14 protein-coding genes and 1 tRNA gene are annotated in these 15559 nt (G+C 52.1%); 12 read left to right on the forward strand and 3 right to left on the reverse strand.

Annotated elements, in window-relative coordinates:
• Positions 1–457: 457 nt before the first annotated feature.
• From WKJ03_RS16125 to WKJ03_RS16155, 7 genes are all read left to right on the forward strand, one after another.
• Positions 458–534, forward strand: a tRNA-Trp gene (locus tag WKJ03_RS16125).
• A gap of 19 nt (positions 535–553) precedes the next feature.
• Entirely contained in the window at positions 554–949 is a 396-nt protein-coding gene (locus tag WKJ03_RS16130) for a hypothetical protein (RefSeq protein ID WP_337843264.1), read from the forward strand.
• Positions 921–1367, forward strand: coding sequence for a ribosomal protein S18-alanine N-acetyltransferase (gene rimI, locus WKJ03_RS16135; protein WP_337843265.1), 447 nt, complete (start codon positions 921–923; stop codon positions 1365–1367). Before WKJ03_RS16130 ends, rimI begins: the two co-directional genes overlap by 29 nt.
• Positions 1368–1505: 138 nt before the next feature.
• Positions 1506–3092, forward strand: coding sequence for a peptide chain release factor 3 (gene prfC, locus WKJ03_RS16140; RefSeq protein WP_337843266.1), 1587 nt, complete (start codon positions 1506–1508; stop codon positions 3090–3092).
• A 33-nt stretch (positions 3093–3125) separates the two neighbouring features.
• Entirely contained in the window at positions 3126–4865 is a 1740-nt protein-coding gene (gene argS / locus WKJ03_RS16145; protein WP_337843267.1) for an arginine--tRNA ligase, read from the forward strand.
• A gap of 51 nt (positions 4866–4916) precedes the next feature.
• A complete protein-coding gene (pdxH, locus tag WKJ03_RS16150; RefSeq protein WP_337843268.1) occupies positions 4917–5555 on the forward strand; it encodes a pyridoxamine 5'-phosphate oxidase in 639 nt (212 codons plus the stop codon).
• A complete protein-coding gene (locus WKJ03_RS16155) occupies positions 5546–6376 on the forward strand; it encodes a TatD family hydrolase (protein ID WP_337843269.1) in 831 nt (276 codons plus the stop codon). Before pdxH ends, WKJ03_RS16155 begins: the two co-directional genes overlap by 10 nt.
• Here WKJ03_RS16155 and WKJ03_RS16160 read toward each other — a convergent pair.
• Positions 6349–6963, reverse strand: coding sequence for a hypothetical protein (locus WKJ03_RS16160; protein ID WP_337843270.1), 615 nt, complete (start codon positions 6961–6963; stop codon positions 6349–6351). The genes WKJ03_RS16155 and WKJ03_RS16160 overlap by 28 nt on opposite strands.
• A gap of 116 nt (positions 6964–7079) precedes the next feature.
• Between WKJ03_RS16160 and serB the strand changes: the two genes are divergently transcribed.
• Positions 7080–8042: a phosphoserine phosphatase SerB gene (gene serB / locus WKJ03_RS16165; protein ID WP_337843271.1), complete on the forward strand. Its 963-nt coding sequence runs from the start codon at positions 7080–7082 to the stop codon at positions 8040–8042.
• A 3-nt stretch (positions 8043–8045) separates the two neighbouring features.
• A complete protein-coding gene (locus WKJ03_RS16170) occupies positions 8046–8933 on the forward strand; it encodes an alpha/beta fold hydrolase (RefSeq protein ID WP_337843272.1) in 888 nt (295 codons plus the stop codon).
• Here the strand turns inward: WKJ03_RS16170 and WKJ03_RS16175 are convergent.
• Positions 8907–11435: a PilZ domain-containing protein gene (locus WKJ03_RS16175; protein ID WP_337843273.1), complete on the reverse strand. Its 2529-nt coding sequence runs from the start codon at positions 11433–11435 to the stop codon at positions 8907–8909. The genes WKJ03_RS16170 and WKJ03_RS16175 overlap by 27 nt on opposite strands.
• A 108-nt stretch (positions 11436–11543) precedes the next feature.
• Here WKJ03_RS16175 and radA point away from each other — a divergent pair, with 108 nt between their 5' ends.
• Complete coding sequence (gene radA / locus WKJ03_RS16180) at positions 11544–12902, forward strand: DNA repair protein RadA (protein ID WP_337843274.1); 1359 nt, start codon at positions 11544–11546, stop codon at positions 12900–12902.
• Between the two features lie 43 nt (positions 12903–12945).
• On the opposite strand, the gene WKJ03_RS16185 is transcribed toward radA, so the two are convergent.
• The gene (locus WKJ03_RS16185; protein WP_337843275.1) at positions 12946–13701 is read right to left on the reverse strand and encodes an outer membrane protein assembly factor BamD; all 756 of its coding nucleotides are present in this window, start codon (positions 13699–13701) and stop codon (positions 12946–12948) included.
• 128 nt (positions 13702–13829) lie between these two features.
• On the opposite strand from WKJ03_RS16185, the gene rluD reads away from it, so the two are divergent.
• Positions 13830–14804, forward strand: coding sequence for a 23S rRNA pseudouridine(1911/1915/1917) synthase RluD (gene rluD, locus WKJ03_RS16190; protein WP_337843276.1), 975 nt, complete (start codon positions 13830–13832; stop codon positions 14802–14804).
• Positions 14804–15547 (forward strand): peptidoglycan editing factor PgeF, encoded by a 744-nt coding sequence (gene pgeF / locus WKJ03_RS16195; RefSeq protein WP_337843277.1) that lies wholly within the window; start codon positions 14804–14806, stop codon positions 15545–15547. Before rluD ends, pgeF begins: the two co-directional genes overlap by 1 nt.
• Positions 15548–15559: the final 12 nt, after the last annotated feature.

Genomic DNA, 15559 nt, shown 5'->3' on the forward strand with positions numbered 1-15559 from the left:
ATGCTGAGATCCCGTCTTCACCCAGCTTTTTGCAGTTGCTCGACGGCATGCACTATCGTATCGTCTTGTTGCAGGCGAACCAGTTCAGTTTGATAGATGTCTTTGACTAAGCTCATAAAATGTCTCCCGTTGTGTATACCCGTCGTACTTGAAGCTTCGGCTTTGTTGGCAGCACCATCTCGCCCCAGTCACATAGGTTGCTATGCTCCTGGGGTCTCACTGGCTTGCCGCCTCCCCGAAACTTCAAGTTACTTGGGGATATAACGGCAGAGTAAAGCAATGAGTGTTATTAATTAAAACGAATTAAAGTGCTTGTGTGCATCTGGAATAGTGAATAAACAGCGAGGCGTCCCGAGTGAATAGAGGAAAACGGCGGAATTCTGTGCAGTCAGTGCAAGGGCAGGTTGTTTTTGCTTTACCTTTCATAGCTGTTTTGTATAATGGCGGCCTCAACGCTAGGGGCATAGTTCCAATTGGTAGAACAGCGGTCTCCAAAACCGATGGTTGGGGGTTCGAATCCCTCTGCCCCTGCCACTTCTAAACAGACTTCACTATGAAGTTATCACCACAACAGCATCAGTTCTTACAGCACAACGGTATTCAGGCACTCACTTTGCATGCTGATTTTTCGTATTTGCAGTTGGCGTCGTTTGCTGAGCCATCGGAATATTTTCCTGAGCATGCTAATGAGCCGGTGGCAGAGCTTCCGGTTCAGTTGCACGTGAAAGTACCTGACGCTGAGACCCTGCTGAGCCAGGATATTCAGCGTGCCTTGCACTCTTATGCGCCGTCACTGACATGGCGTCTGGCTGACACCACTATTCAAGTCGGATCTGATCAGTTACTGACCCCTGCAACATTGGATGCCGGGCAGAAACGTCAGCTTTGGCAACTTATTACGCAGTACCATGAGGAACAGAGTGACAGCACAGATCCGCAGCGCAACTGAAGCCGATATAGCGGCCATGTTGGCGGTTGAGCAGGCCGCCAATGCGTACCCCTGGACCGAAGGCAATTTCAAAAGTTGTTTTTCCGAGCGTTACTTTAATGCGGTGCTGGAACAGCAGGGTGAAATTCTCGGGTTTTATGTGGGGCAACAAGTCGCGGTTGAAGCCACGCTATTTGATATAGGCGTTACGCCAACGGCGCAGGGTAAGGGTTATGGCCGTTTATTGCTGCAACATTTTTTAGCCCAGGCTGAGGGGAAAGCCGTACTGGATGTCTGGCTGGAAGTCCGTCAATCCAATACCGCCGCCATCGCACTTTACGAATCGGCTGGTTTTATCCAAACAGGATTAAGGCCCAATTATTACCCGACCAAACAAGGTCGCGAAGACGCCATTCTGATGGCGCTGCCTTTGGGTTAAGGTTGCCTCAGGTTCAGATGGCGAAATTCTGGGCCTGCTGTTGGTAAGCTGCTATAATCCCGCCCAATTTTTTAACTCTGCAATTTATCCCGGCCACGCTGTGTGGAAGCGGGGTTTTGCTATTGAAGACAGCCATCTATGAGCACTGAACAGTTTTTGCAGGAAATTAATAAGCGCCGTACTTTTGCGATTATTTCGCACCCCGATGCCGGTAAAACCACCATCACTGAAAAAGTGTTGTTGTTCGGACAACTGATCCAAAAAGCCGGTACGGTCAAAGGTAAAAAATCCGGCCAGTTTGCCACCTCCGACTGGATGGAAATGGAAAAAGAACGGGGCATCTCGGTCACTACTTCGGTAATGCAATTTCCTTATGCCGATTGCCTGGTGAACCTGCTGGATACACCAGGCCACGAAGACTTCTCGGAAGATACCTACCGCACACTGACCGCCGTAGACAGCTGTCTGATGGTAATTGATGGCGCTAAAGGTGTTGAAGAACGCACCATCAAACTGATGGAAGTCACCCGGCTGCGCGACACCCCAATCGTTACCTTTATGAACAAAATGGACCGCGATATCCGTGACCCAATCGACCTGCTGGACGAAGTGGAAAGTGTGCTGAAAATTGCCTGCGCGCCTATTACCTGGCCTATAGGTTCAGGCAAAGAGTTTAAGGGCGTGTACCACATTTTACGTGACGAAGTGATTTTCTATCAGTCGGGTATGGGCCATACCATTCAGGAGGTCGATATTATTAAAGGCATCGACAACCCGGAACTGGATGCGCGTATTGGTTATTTTGCGGCCGATTTACGGGAGCAGATGGAGCTGGTGAAAGGTGCCAGCCATGAGTTTGATCAGGATGCCTTTATCAAAGGTGAACTGACCCCAGTGTTCTTCGGTACTGCCTTGGGTAACTTTGGGGTGGACCATATGCTGGACGGCCTGACCGACTGGGCGCCAGCACCACAACCCCGTGCCACCACCAGCCGCACCGTGCAGCCGGACGAGCCGGGCTTTACTGGTTTTGTCTTTAAAATTCAGGCCAATATGGACCCGAAACACCGTGACCGCGTTGCTTTCTTGCGTATTTGCTCCGGCAAGTATGAAAAAGGCATGAAGATGCACCATGTACGCATTGGGAAAGATATTCTGGTGCCACAGGCGCTGACGTTTCTGGCGGGCGACCGTGAGCATGTCGAAGAAGCCTACCCGGGCGACATCATTGGTTTGCATAACCACGGCACCATTAAAATTGGCGACACCTTCAGTTCAGGCGAGAAATTCAGTTTTACCGGTATTCCGAACTTTGCGCCTGAGTTGTTCCGCCGTATCCGCCTGCGTGACCCGTTAAAGCAAAAACAATTGCTTAAAGGCCTGGTGCAGTTGTCGGAAGAAGGCGCTGTGCAGGTATTCCGTCCGCTGGATAACAACGACTTGATTGTCGGCGCTGTCGGTGTGCTGCAGTTTGATGTGGTGGTGCACCGCTTAAAATCTGAATATGGAGTGGATGCCATCTATGAAGCGGTGAACGTCAACACGGCCCGCTGGGTCTATTCAGATGATGCCAAAGCGCTGGATGAGTTTAAAAACAAAGCCAGTGCCAACCTGGCGCTGGACGGTGGGGATGCGCTGGCTTATATAGCCCCCACTATGGTGAACCTGAATCTGGCGATGGAACGCTATCCGAAAATCAAGTTCCATAAGACCCGCGAACATTAACAGGCGACGCAGTCGTAACAGGTTAAGAATTTTATGAATATCAAAGAATTATTATCGGCAAAAACTCAGGCAGCCATGGTGGCTGTCGGTTTGCCGGCCGACACCAATACGGCGGTGACGCAAAGCACGAAAGTGGAGTTTGGGGATTACCAGATCAATGGCGCCATGGCAGCTGCTAAATTGCTGAAAACCAATCCGCGTGCGTTAGCCCAGCAGTTGGTGGAGCAGCTCGATTTGGGCGAGATGGCGGAGAAGGTTGAAATTGCCGGCCCGGGTTTTATCAATGTGACTTTAAACAAAGACTGGCTGGCCCGGCAACTGGCAGGGGCTGCACAAAATCCGCGTTTAACCGTCAGCAGCAATCCGGCACCACAGAAAGTGGTGGTGGATTATTCGGCGCCAAACCTGGCCAAAGAGATGCACGTCGGTCACTTGCGTTCCACCATTATTGGTGACGCCTTAGTACGCTGCCTGGAGTTCTGGGGCGACAAGGTCATTCGACAGAACCATATGGGGGATTGGGGCACGCAATTTGGCATGCTGATAGCGCATCTGGAAGACAAACTGGCGGCGGGTGTCGACCTGGAGCAGGTGGCGTTGGCCGACCTGGAAGAGTTCTATCGCGAAGCGAAAAAACGTTTTGATGACGAAGCTGGCTTTGCCGATAAATCCCGTGATTATGTGGTGAAATTACAAAGTGGTGATGCGCACTGTAAAAAGCTGTGGCAGTTATTTATTGACACCTCGGTCAAGCACAGCGAAGAAGTGTACCGCACGCTGAATGTGACCCTGGGGCATGAGCATATTAAGCCGGAAAGTGCGTATAACGACATGCTGCAGCCTATTGTGGATGATCTCAAAACCAAAGGTCTGGCGGTTGAGGATCAGGGCGCGCTGGTGGTGTTTTTGCAGGAGCTGGCTGACAAAGAAGGCAACCCTTCGCCTTTTATTATCCAGAAAACCGGCGGTGGTTTCCTGTATGCCACCACCGACCTGGCGGCCTGCCAGTACCGCAGTCATGGCTTAGGTGTTGACCGTATTGTGATTTTCACCGACGCCCGCCAGGCGCTGCACTTTAAACAGGTGGAGCTGGTGGCCCGTAAAGCCGGTTTGTTGCGGGATGAAACGGCGTATGAACATGCGCCTTTTGGCACCATGATGGGCGAGGACGGCAAGCCGTTTAAAACCCGTACCGGTGGCACTGTGAAACTGGCTGAGTTGCTGGAAGAAGCTGTCAGTCGAGCCGCCGAGGTGGTGAAACAGAAGTCGTCTGAACTGACACCGGACGAAATGGCGGAAGTGGCGCGTAAAGTCGGTATTGGCGCAGTAAAGTTTGCCGATTTATCGAAAAACCGTACCAGTGATTACATGTTCAGCTGGGACGCCATGCTGAGTTTTGAAGGCGCGACCGCGCCTTACCTGCAATATGCCTATACCAGGATCAGCAGTATTCTGCGTAAAGCCGGCGTGGATCTGAGCTTTGATGCGGCGCTGGTGTTGGTGGAAGAGCAGGAAAAACAACTGGCGGTGAAACTGCTGCGTTTTGAAGAAACGCTGCAGGCGGTGATGAAAGATGCAGTGCCTAACCTACTGTGTAACTACCTGTATGAACTGGCCAGCCAGTTTATGAGCTTCTATGAAGCTTGCCCTATTTTGAAAGAGGGCGTTGCACCGGAGCACAAACAAAGCCGCTTAATGCTGAGCATTCTGGTGGCCCTGACCTTAAAGCAGGGGCTGGAGCTGCTTGGCATTGAAGTCATGGAGAAGATGTAACAAAACCTGGGGTCAGAGTACTACTCTGACCCCACTAGTTGGGAGCTGGCCATGAAAATTGATGATATCCGCCGCAGTTACACCTTAAATAAACTGGATGCAGAGCAGCTGAACCCGGATCCTATTGCTCAGTTTGAGTTGTGGCTTAAAGACGCGATCGCCGCCGAATTGCCGGACCCGACCGCTATGTGTGTGGCAACGGTCAGCCCGGATGGCCAGCCATCGCAGCGCCTCGTACTGCTCAAAGATGTCAGTGCCGAAGGTTTTGTGTTTTACACTAACCTGGGCAGCCGTAAAGCGACAGAGTTATCGCATAACCCCAAAGTCTGCCTGCATTTTCCCTGGCATCCGCTGGAGCGGCAGGTCATTGTCTATGGCAGGGCTGAGCAGGTGCCAACCAGTCAGGTGCTAAGCTACTTTTTGTCCAGGCCCAAAGAAAGCCAACTGGCAGCCTGGGCGTCTGAGCAGAGCCGTCCCGTATCAACCCGTCAGGCCTTACTGCAAAAGTTTGCCGAAATAAAACACAAATTCGAGCAAGGCGAAGTGCCACTGCCGTCCTTTTGGGGCGGTTTTCTGGTACGCCCGCATCAGATTGAATTTTGGCAGGGAGGCGAACACAGGTTGCATGACCGTTTTATGTACAGCAAGACCGATGGCCTGAGTTGGAGCATCAACAGGTTATGTCCATAGAAATAGCGTCAGAGGCAGGCTCAACCCTGCCTTTGTTGTTTGATACCCATTGTCATCTGGATTTGCCAGAACTATTGCCTCAGCTTGAGTTTCATCTGCAGCAGGCGTGCGCCCTCGGCGTGCAGGCTTTACTGGTGCCCGCTGTAGAGCAAAAAAACTGGCTCCCGCTGCTCGCCTTGCAGCAGCAATTTAAGTTTGATATCGCCTTGGGGGTTCACCCCTGGTGGGCGTCCAGTGCGCAGCTGAATGCCTTGGAGCAATTGCCGCAGCTGGCTGCGCAGCCAGAGGTGTGTGCTATTGGTGAAATTGGGCTGGATTATGCACTGGACGAAGCGACGTTCGCTGCGCAAGCGCTGTTTTTCAGTCAACAACTGGCGATTGCCAAAGCACTGAAAAAACCAGTGGTGTTGCATCACCGCAAATCCATGCCGCAGTTGTTGGCCGGGCTTAAAGCACAACAATTTACGGAAGGCGGCATTTTGCATGCATTTTCTGGCAGTTATCAGCAAGGCAAAGCCTTTATTGATTTAGGCTTTAAGTTGGGTATTGGCGGCACCATCAGTTATCAGAGAGCTGAAAAAACTAAAAAGGCGGTGAAGAAATTCCCGTTAGATGCGTTGGTGCTGGAAACCGATGCACCGGCGATGCCACTATCTGGTTTTCAGGGGCAGGTGAATACACCGGCTCAGCTGCTGCTGGTGTTTCAGGCATTGCTTGAGTTACGTTCTGAGCCTGCCACGCAGCTGGCCGCGCAGCTGTGGCAAAACAGTTGTCAGGTGCTTCGGCTGAACGCTCAAAGCAGGTTGCTGGGTTCAGCCTGACGCTTTTTCCACAGCCGCTGCAGCAGGTGCAAAAAGCGGCTCCACAAGCCCCGTACCACAAAAGCGACCAGGCCTGCTACCCATAACATCCAGACCACTTGTTGCATCAGTTGTTGCCAGGCCTGAGTGACAGGCAGCAGGCTGGCATCCAGTTTCATACTGATCTTAATGTAACCAATGACCCGGCCGTCCTGCTCAATTTCCTGCACCAGAGCCAGCAGTTCGGGTTGAAACTGCGGGGCATACATGACCAAAGCCGGAGAGGCGGACTTTGAGGCGGATAGCTTGGCACCGTTGGCGTCGTATACCACGACATCCTGCAAATAGGGGGTATTGGCAATATGGGTGGTCAGTTGGTTCAGGCTTTCCAGCTGATCGTTGACTATTAAATAAGCCGCTGTATGGGATAAGGCCACCAGCGTAGAGCGCATCAACTCTTCACTTTGCTGCTGAAACAACTGCTCCCCTTGTTTATGGCTGGTCCACCACCACTGGCTCAGCACCAGAATACCCAAAGCCACCAGCACCACTTGGGCCAGGCGGTACAAACGGGATTTTTTTTCCTGATTACCGAACTGAAATTGCATAAGTAGGCTTAAGTTTTGCGCTGACATCTGCCGAAAAATGTCGGTAGAATGCCATGGCAACAGATTGAAGTACAGGTGGCAGTTTGAGCTTTTCAGAATCAAAACAAGTAAGTGCGATGTCTATCAATGAGTTAGTGCAGTTGCTTTCGCAAAGCCCGTTGCAATTGCAACTGGGCGGGGTCACTGGTGCGGCTGCAGCTGCCACCAGGGCTGTGGCCCGTATCCGGCTCTTTGGTGGTTCAATAGCCATCAGTCATTTGTCGGAACTCGGTGTTTTGCTGGGCGAGCAAAGCGTTGTATTGAGCCTGGTTCAACCCCATCCGGATTTAACACCCGCTTATCAGTTCAGCCTGAGCAGCATACCAACGCCAGAATTGCAGCAGCATTTGTCGGAGTGGGCAACGGCTGCAGGGCTGGAATTGGTCTGCCAAACGACCTTCCCTACCTTAAGCAAGCCTGGTGTGCTGGTTATGGATATGGATTCGACCGCTATTCAGATTGAATGCATTGATGAGATTGCCACACTGGCAGGCACAGGTGAGCAAGTCGCCGCAGTCACAGCCCGTGCGATGAACGGCGAGCTGGATTTCGCCCAAAGCTTACGGGAGCGGGTGGCTACTTTAGCCGGTGCGTCATCCGGTATTTTGCAGCAGGTGCTGGATGTGCTTCCGCTGATGCCGGGGTTGGAAACTCTGGTAACCAGATTGCAGCAACAACAGTGGCAGGTGGTGATCGCTTCGGGTGGCTTTACCTTTTTTACCGAAGCCTTAAAACAGCGTCTGCAGTTAACCGCCACTTTTGCCAACCAACTGGACATTGTGGATGGGCGTTTAACTGGCCGGGTACTGGGACACATAGTGGATGCTCAGTACAAAGCCAGGGTGGTTGAACTGATCCGGCAGCAATATGACATTGCCCCTGAGCAGACAGTGGCTATTGGGGACGGCGCCAACGACTTACCTATGCTGGCTCAAGCTGCATTGGGCGTCGCTTTTCATGCCAAACCCAAAGTGCAGGCGCAGGCCAAAGCCGCTATCCGGCACGGCTCGTTATTGCAGTTGCTGTATTTACTGGATTAACAGATGCAGCACAGGCAACAGTCCCTTTGGCTTAAGGTCAGCCATTATCAGCTCCATCTGCGCCAGCTTATTCCTGCCCAGCCCAACGGGCACAGAGTGCTGATGCTGCACGGTGCTATCGAAAACAGCCGGATTTTTTACAACGAAAAAGGCCGGGGTTTAGCTTGTTTTCTGGCAGAGATGGGGTTTGAAGTCTATTGTGCTGATTTTGCCGGACGTGGCCAGTCCATTCCTGCCGCCAGCCGCCACTTTAACCATAGTCAGAATCAATTAATCACAGCTGATATTCCGGCTTTGATCCGTCACCTGACGCAGGCCGGGCCTGTGCATCTGATCGCCCACTCCTGGGCCGGTGTGGTGCTGGCGGCGGCATTGGCGCGTCAGCCTGAGTTGGTGCCTTTGGTACGCTCTGTGCTGACCTTTGGCAGCAAACGTTGCATCAGTGTGCAAAGCTGGCAGCGCAGGCTGCATATTGATTGGGTCTGGAACAGGCTTGGGCCTCTGTTATGCAAAGTTTATGGGTATTTGCCCGCCCGGCAATGGCGCTTTGGTGCGGACAATGAACCGGCCCAGTATTTGCTGGATACTATTCCCTGGATCCGTGGTGAGGCCTTTACAGATATCAGCGATGGCTTCAATTATGCCAATGCCTGCAAACATCTGAACTGGCCGCCGAGCTGGCATTTGGCTGCGGTGAATGACCGGCTTTTGGGGCATCCGCAGGATGTGCTGGCGTTTTTGGCTGAAACAGGCCTGGATGCAGGCCGCTTTACGCTGCTGGGCAAAGCGACCGGCTATAAGATGGATTATGATCATATCTCAATGTTGACGGCTGCCACAGCCCGAGAGGACCACTTTGTGCAGTTAGCCGACTGGCTTGGACGCCAGTAACAGCTGGCGCTGCTGGCGTTGCTTTTCAACAAGCTCAGTGGGCACCTGATAACGAGTCATGACTTCTTCAGTGATGTCCTGAACTTCACCTACACCCACCACACTCCAAAGCTCTTCTTCCAGCACTTTGGCTTTATGGATGGCGTAGGTACTGACATAGCCCAGTTCTTTGGCAATATGCTCTGTGTCAGGCCGGCCTGTGCGGGACAAAAATATCCGGTAGGCGAACAGCAAGCCCTGCTGCAGGCTTTCTTCAATAAAGAGTTTACGCTGATTGGCTGTCGGCAAATCAAAGTCAAATTCGGTCAGCAGGCTCTGCTCTGTTGTGCCTTGTTCAGGAAGGTAACGCAAATACACTTCGTAGCGGAAAGGCAGTTCCTGCCGTTTCATCTTTTTCAACTGGTTGGCAAACTGCAGGTTCGTTGCATTGTTTTTTAGCAAAGGTTGCAGGTTAAGCTCACCGTCAGCTGGCGTAAAGCGCTGTAACAGCCGATGCAAGGTGCTTGGAGTTGCGCCTTGCGCCACCACATCCATATGGTAGCGGATACCCTGGCGATGTATGTAAAACACAAAGCAATTCAGGGCTTTGAGGTACATATTGCGCAGCGCAGGCCCTAAACCAGGGAATTTAGGTGTTTCTTCTGCCATGGTCAGTTTGGCGCGATTATTGGCGATCAGTTGCTGGAAAAACTGTTTGCCCTGATGGTCATTCGTTTTATCAATAATGCGCAGGTTCATAATCAGTTTATTTTTGCTGACGGCCATCACCTCATAAGGCAGTTGGGCCAGCTTGTGTTTATTGGTAATTTTCTGCATTTGTGGCAGGGTAATTTCTACCTGGTCGCCGCGTTCAAAATCAACGGGCTCAACACACTCAATTTGCAGGCCTTTACTGGAGAAATCCCGGGTGAACCCCCGCACATCGGCCATTTCTCCGTCACCAACCAACACGTCAGTCCGGTACAGAAAGCGGCTTTCTGAACGCAGATTGACATAATGCACAGCCGCCGCTTCAATGGCGGGCAGGCTGTCCAGCTTGGCATGGCCGAAGATTTTCAGCTGATTCAGCAAACTTTGGTCCAGTGCCGTGCGTTGGTACTGAGCGGTACTTTCAGTGGTGTTGAGTTCAGTCAGGCTGGCGACGTAACGCAGCTCTTTAATAAAATTGGCGATCAGGGGGCTGGGTGGTTGGTTCAGCTTCTGAATTTCCTGACTGGCGCTGCTGGGTAATGACAGTTTGCTGTGTGCATGAGCCGGATTGGTTCGGCTGATATGCAAATGAAAGACGCGCCAGCTGGGCTTTTGTGAACCAAAACCAATAAATACCTGACGCAACGCAGCGGACTGCGCCAGCTCATCTGCTGTCGCTGAATAAAAAAACAACCGCCCTTTGGCCGCATGAGTAAAGGTATACAAAACAGAACTTTGTTCAGCACTGGATAAACACTGTTTCAGGCGCCGGGCTGACAGCAACTGGGACAACACATTCTGACGTTGTTCATCCTGAAAATAATGCAGGACCGATCTGTTGTTTTCTGTCGTCAAAGCGCAGAGTGGTGTCGCTTTGCCGTCATTGACCGCCAGAAAAACCGGTAGTGTGGTCATCCGGGGTAAAAAAAACTGCTCGTAGCCTTTGACATAAACGGCCTGGTAAGTGTTGTCGAGATTCACTTTATAACGGCGTTTGTTGCCATGAATAAAGTTTTGCAGAAAGTCGGTAAAACCTTTTTCATGCTCCAGCGGTAAACGTTTTAACCTCAGGTACACCCCTTTATCGGCTGGTTCCTGTTCTATCACCTGATAAGGAATACCTTCGGTCAGGCCCAAGGCAAATTCCTGCTCAAGGCCCCGGAAAAAGATGGCTACTTTTTGCCCAGGCTGGAAGATGAGTTCCCTTTGCACCTTGATTTTGCAGCCTGAGACTGATAGGTCGCTGGTGGTGGCAAAAAGCCGGTCCTGGTTGTCCAGCACCAACTCGATATCAATGGAAAAATTCATCCGCTCTTCAGCGCGGCTCTGATATTCAGCAAACTTAATCAACTGAACGGTTTTCTGTTCTGTCTGCTCTGTCTCTTCCTCTTCGGCTGTTGCCAGCAGGGGAGAGACAGCCGGGCCCCGGTTTTGTTTGCGTTGTGCCTGCTCTTGTTGGTAACGGACCCGGTGATTGTTGCTGGTGTTACTGACGTCTTCGAATACACCCACAGTGTAACGGCTGTATTGTTTTATACCTTTTTCGAAGGTCCGGATGGCTACATCGTCCATATAGTGGGTCTGTCCGTTAAACTCGTAAGGGCGGACTTCACCATCCACCCGGCCTCGCAGATCAATATAATAAGAACAAGGCTGACCCAGGCGTTTGAGTTCCATTTTGATCAGAAACTGTTTGGACTTTGGCAACTCTTCGGTCAATAGCTTAAACACCTGGTCAAAATCAGGTGTGTTGATCAGGGGTTTTAAGCGTTCGATCACCCCTAAGTGTTCAGCTAAATCGGAAGTTGTCATCTGTATTCTGATCCGTGTTTCGAATGCCACTTCGTCAATAAAGTGTTGTACATTATGAATATTAAAGCTTAAAAGCAATATTCATGCCTTCATAGCAAAGAGAGAAAAATGGCAAAAACCAAAACCGCCTATGTCTGTAATGATTGTGGTGCAGACTTTGTGCGCTGGCAGGGACAATGTACCGAGTGCGGAGCCTGGAATACCATCAGCGAAGTGCGGCTGGCGAGCGCCAGCAAATCAGCCCGGTTTGATGGCTACGCCGGCGCCACTGTGGCTAAAGTAGTGCGGCTGGATCAAGTGGACTTGCAGGAAGTCCCACGTTTCAGCTCGGGTTTTGCGGAATTTGACCGGGTCTTGGGGGGCGGCATAGTGCCAGGCTCAGCCATTCTGATTGGCGGCAGCCCCGGAGCCGGAAAAAGTACCTTGTTGTTACAGATCATGTGTGGCCTGGCGCAATCAGGAAAAGCACTTTATGTCACTGGTGAGGAATCACTGCAGCAAGTCGCGATGCGGGCACACCGTTTAGGTTTACCTACCCAGCAACTGCTGATGCTGGCTGAAACCAGTGTCGAGACTATCTGCCAGCTGGCACAGCAGGAAAAACCTCGCATTATGGTGATTGACTCCATTCAGGTGATGCAGATGGCTGACATTCAATCGGCACCGGGCTCAGTGTCACAGGTGCGGGAAAGTGCGGCTTACCTGACCCGTTTTGCCAAACAAAACCACATTGCTGTCATTATGGTGGGGCATGTCACCAAAGACGGCTCGCTGGCGGGACCCAAGGTGCTGGAGCACTGTATTGACTGCTCAGTGCTGCTGGACGGCGATTCAGATAACAGATACCGCACGCTGCGCAGCCATAAAAACCGCTTTGGTGCTGTCAATGAGCTGGGGGTTTTTGCCATGACAGGCCAGGGCATGAAAGAAGTGAAAAACCCTTCAGCCATATTTTTAAGCCGAGGTAAAGAAGACACCCCAGGTTCCATTGTGATGGTGCTTTGGGAAGGTACCCGGCCTTTGTTGGTGGAAATACAGGGGCTGGTGGATTATTCACCCCTGAATAACCCGCGACGCGTTACCTTGGGTATGGAACAAAACCGCATTTCCATGCTGCTGGCGGTGATGCACCGACACGCTGGTATTCAGATGGCTGACCAGGATGTCTTTGTCAATGTGGTGGGGGGCGTCAGGGTCAATGAAACAGGGGCAGATTTGGCAACCCTGCTGGCACTGGTCTCCAGCTTTAAAAACAAAGCCTTGCCCAATGAGTTGGTGGTATTTGGTGAAGTCGGGCTTTCCGGTGAAATCCGCCCTGTGCCCAGTGGTCAGGAGCGTTTGAAAGAAGCGGCCAAACATGGCTTTAAGCGCGCTATAGTGCCGCATGGCAACGCCCCCAAAGAGCCTATTGCAGGTATGACAGTGATTGGCGTGACGAAATTATCGGAAGCGCTGGACGCTTTATAGCAAGAAAAGGATGGGGGTCAGAGTCTGACTCTGACCCCAAGGTTTAAAATTCAGCGGTATTGGGGAAATTCAGCATCAGTACTGCTTTGGCGTCATCCCGCAGCTTTGTCAGGCCCAGCTCATCGTAACTTTGCACCATCAGCCGCAATGCCTGCTCGACCTGAGGGGAATCCCGGTAATACTCCACCACATACTTGGCGCGGTTGGCCGCAGCCAGGTGGGCTCCACGACGGGTGTAATAATCAGCGATAATCAATTCATGCCGCACCAGTTTCTCTTTAATGCTCTGCATACGCAGCTTGGCATCCTGAGCGTATTTGCTGGTGGGGTAGGTGCTGACCAGAATTTTTAAATCATCAAAAGCCTGACGGGTACTGGCCATATCACGGTCGGCTCTGTCGATACCGACAAACTCGTGGAACGAATTTTCATCAGCCTTTAAGTTGCTCAGGCCCCGCATGTAATAGACATAATCCAGATCCGGGTGATTCGGGTTCAGGCGGATAAAACGGTCGATACTGGCCAGCGCCTGTTTGGTGTCGCCACTCTGGTAATAAGCGTAAATCAGATCCAACTGCACCTGGCGCGATAAAGGTCCAAAGGGATAACGGCTCTCCATCGCTTTGAGCAGCTCAATGGCCCTGCTGTATAACCCGGAGTCCAGCACGTTTTTGGCTTCATCATAAAGTTGCTGGGCGCTTTGGTTGGTATTGACCAGTTGCTCTTCTGGGTCTTTGGTGCCAGCGCACGAGGCCAGCGTCAGTGCCATGGCTATGGCCGCTAAAAAATTCAGTTTCATTGAAAAATCCACTACTACTTTGAGCCTGTTGGCTATTTAGTCCGGCGTAAAACCGTTAAACTAGCGCCTTTGACGGCCTGATTCTAACTCAGACAGCCGAGTGTGCCCACAGGATAACTGGTTCCGACATGACAAAACAGCTAAAACTCGCAGAAATTGTTCCCGATCATTTATTTGGCAAGCGCTTAGATCAGGTGCTGGCCGAAATGTTCCCGGATTATTCGCGTTCCAGAATAAAAGACTGGATCCTGGCGGATTGGGTTCAGGTGAATGGCCGGGTCTGCAATACCCCCAGAGAAAAACTGATGGGGGGCGAGGCCATTCAGATTGATGCCCAGTTACCGGATGATGAGCGTTTTGAAGCTGAAGCCATTGACCTGACTATTGTCTATGAGGATGAGCATATCCTGGTGATCAACAAACCTGCTGGTTTGGTGGTGCACCCGGGCGCAGGCAATCCGGAAGGAACTTTGCTCAATGCGTTACTGCATCATTGTCCTTCAATAGCCGAAGTACCGCGCGCCGGTATTATTCACCGCCTGGATAAAGACACCACGGGACTGATGGTGGTGGCCAAGACCATTCCGGCGCAGGTGCATTTAGTCGATGCGATGCAACACCGCGAAATTACCCGTGAATACGAAGCGATTTGCCATGGCATTATGACGGCGGGTGGCACAGTGGACGAGCCTATTGGCCGTCACCCGACCAAACGCACCCATATGGCGGTCACCACTTCGGGCCGCCCGGCAGTAACTCACTACCGGGTGATGGAAAAATTCCGCGCCCATACCCGGCTGCGTTTGCGGCTGGAAACCGGCCGCACCCATCAAATTCGTGTGCATATGACGTACATCAACCACCCATTGGTTGGTGACCCCGTGTATGCCGGCCGTCCACGCCCGCCACGTAAAGCCAGTGAAGAGTTACTGACTATTTTCCGCAGCTTTAAACGTCAGGCCTTGCATGCAGCTATGTTACGTCTGGCTCATCCCATTACCAGCGAGATTATGGAATGGCATGCACCAGTGCCGGACGATATGGTGCAGCTGACGCTGGCGCTGCGTGCGGATACCGAAGAGCACGGCCTGGATTTTGCCTGATGAGCGGGGTGCTCAGAGCGGACTGGCCAGCGCCTGCCCATGTGCATACAGCCATCAGCACCAGGTTGAATGGTTGCTCTGGCGCTTCTTATGCCAGCCTGAACCTGGGCAGTCATGTGGCCGATGATCCGTTGCTGGTGCAGCAGAACCGGCAGCACTGGCAACGGCTGGCGGCATTACCTGCCGAGCCTTATTGGTTAAATCAGGTCCACAGCACCCTCTGTGTGGATTTGACCCAAGCTGACTTTAGCGCTGGTGCTGTCACTGCAGATGCCGCCTTTACCACAAAAGCACTGCAGGTCGCGACGGTACTGACCGCCGACTGTTTACCTGTGTTGTTCTGTGATCAGGCAGGAACAGCGGTGGCTGCGGCTCATGCCGGCTGGCGTGGCCTTTGTGATGGGGTGTTGGAACAGACGTTGGCACATTTTCCAGACCACTCAGAAGTACTGGCCTGGTTAGGCCCTGCCATTGGCCCAGCCGCTTTTGAAGTGGGTGATGACGTGCTGGCAGCTTTTATAGCGCGGCAGCCGCAGGCAGAGCAGGCCTTTAAAGCGGTAGCCGGAAAATCCGGCAAGTGGCGGGCGGATCTTTATCAACTTGCCCGTCTGCGGTTGCAGGCTGCAGGTGTCCGGCAAATCTACGGTGGCGGTTTTTGCACTTATACAGATGAAGCCCGTTTTTATTCCTACCGTCGCGACGGCCAGACCGGACGTATGGCGTCCTGTATCTGGTTCAGCTGATCTAAGTCAAAT

It is taken from the genome of Rheinheimera sp. (genome assembly GCF_037442525.1).
Classification (GTDB): Bacteria; Pseudomonadota; Gammaproteobacteria; order Enterobacterales; family Alteromonadaceae; genus Pararheinheimera.

What these genes read in the sequence shown, in the direction of transcription:
- WKJ03_RS16185 (WP_337843275.1), bottom strand. Translation starts at nt 13,701, where the DNA reads ATGAAACTGAATTTTTTAGCGGCCATAGCCATGGCACTGACGCTGGCC.
- radA (WP_337843274.1), top strand. Translation starts at nt 11,544, where the DNA reads ATGGCAAAAACCAAAACCGCCTATGTCTGTAATGATTGTGGTGCAGAC.
- pdxH (WP_337843268.1), top strand. Translation starts at nt 4,917, where the DNA reads ATGAAAATTGATGATATCCGCCGCAGTTACACCTTAAATAAACTGGAT.
- WKJ03_RS16170 (WP_337843272.1), top strand. Translation starts at nt 8,046, where the DNA reads ATGCAGCACAGGCAACAGTCCCTTTGGCTTAAGGTCAGCCATTATCAG.
- WKJ03_RS16155 (WP_337843269.1), top strand. Translation starts at nt 5,546, where the DNA reads ATGTCCATAGAAATAGCGTCAGAGGCAGGCTCAACCCTGCCTTTGTTG.
- pgeF (WP_337843277.1), top strand. Translation starts at nt 14,804, where the DNA reads ATGAGCGGGGTGCTCAGAGCGGACTGGCCAGCGCCTGCCCATGTGCAT.
- WKJ03_RS16175 (WP_337843273.1), bottom strand. Translation starts at nt 11,435, where the DNA reads ATGACAACTTCCGATTTAGCTGAACACTTAGGGGTGATCGAACGCTTA.
- prfC (WP_337843266.1), top strand. Translation starts at nt 1,506, where the DNA reads ATGAGCACTGAACAGTTTTTGCAGGAAATTAATAAGCGCCGTACTTTT.
- WKJ03_RS16160 (WP_337843270.1), bottom strand. Translation starts at nt 6,963, where the DNA reads ATGCAATTTCAGTTCGGTAATCAGGAAAAAAAATCCCGTTTGTACCGC.
- rluD (WP_337843276.1), top strand. Translation starts at nt 13,830, where the DNA reads ATGACAAAACAGCTAAAACTCGCAGAAATTGTTCCCGATCATTTATTT.
- serB (WP_337843271.1), top strand. Translation starts at nt 7,080, where the DNA reads ATGTCTATCAATGAGTTAGTGCAGTTGCTTTCGCAAAGCCCGTTGCAA.
- argS (WP_337843267.1), top strand. Translation starts at nt 3,126, where the DNA reads ATGAATATCAAAGAATTATTATCGGCAAAAACTCAGGCAGCCATGGTG.
- WKJ03_RS16130 (WP_337843264.1), top strand. Translation starts at nt 554, where the DNA reads ATGAAGTTATCACCACAACAGCATCAGTTCTTACAGCACAACGGTATT.